1 protein-coding gene and 1 tRNA gene are annotated in these 695 nt (G+C 52.7%); both read right to left on the bottom strand.

The features are described 5' to 3' along the window. Nucleotides 1–72, bottom strand: a tRNA-Gly gene (locus B3W37_RS00165). A gap of 70 nt (nt 73–142) precedes the next feature. Continuing rightward, nucleotides 143–598 carry a peptidoglycan-binding domain-containing protein gene (locus B3W37_RS00160; protein ID WP_483174429.1) on the bottom strand — a complete coding sequence of 152 codons (456 nt, stop codon included), beginning with the start codon at nt 596–598 and terminating at the stop codon, nt 143–145. Nucleotides 599–695: the final 97 nt, after the last annotated feature.

Genomic DNA, 695 nt, shown 5'->3' with positions numbered 1-695 from the left:
AGCGGAAGACGAGATTCGAACTCGCGACCCTCGCCTTGGCAAGGCGATGCTCTACCACTGAGCCACTTCCGCATGCACTTTTCTATAATATACAGTATATCCGCCCTTGTCCATAAGTCAAGTCAGGAAGCCTACAATTTTTTCACCTGTCGGCCTGCATTCGCTTGATGGTAGCTGCATCCAGACGCCCGCTGAGCGGCAGCCCGGCCTGGTCCTGATAAGCTGACAGGGCTTCCTCCCAGGCCTGGGCATCCTGCCGGTCAGCCGGCATATACCCCTGAGCAATGAGAGCTTCCCGGACAAATGCTATATCCTCTTCGGTCAGTAAATCTATTCTGGCTTCGCCATAGCTCGAATCATTGGGGGCGTTACTGTAGTATTGCCGGGTACTGATGGTCAGCTGCTGTAATTCGCGCAGGTCGCTGTTGGCGGCTTTTTGCGCCTCCAAGATGTCTTTCACCGTTTTTTCCAGGCCCTGCATCACCTCGACTGAACTGGCCGCCGTTTCCAGGCGGTCTGTGTCCGGATAACGGCTTTCAGTCCCACAACCTGACAGGGCAAAAAGCAGCAGTATGATCAACAGCCCCCTAATCCGCACCGCAAAACACCTCTCCTGAATGTGATATATACCTTTAAGATATATATCGTCGCAGGAGAGGCGTAATTTTAGTGCCCTTAGCGGTTTATCCATTTAT

It is taken from the genome of Syntrophomonas sp. UBA5494 (assembly GCF_002426325.1).
This window is presented reverse-complemented; position numbering and strand designations above follow the sequence as displayed.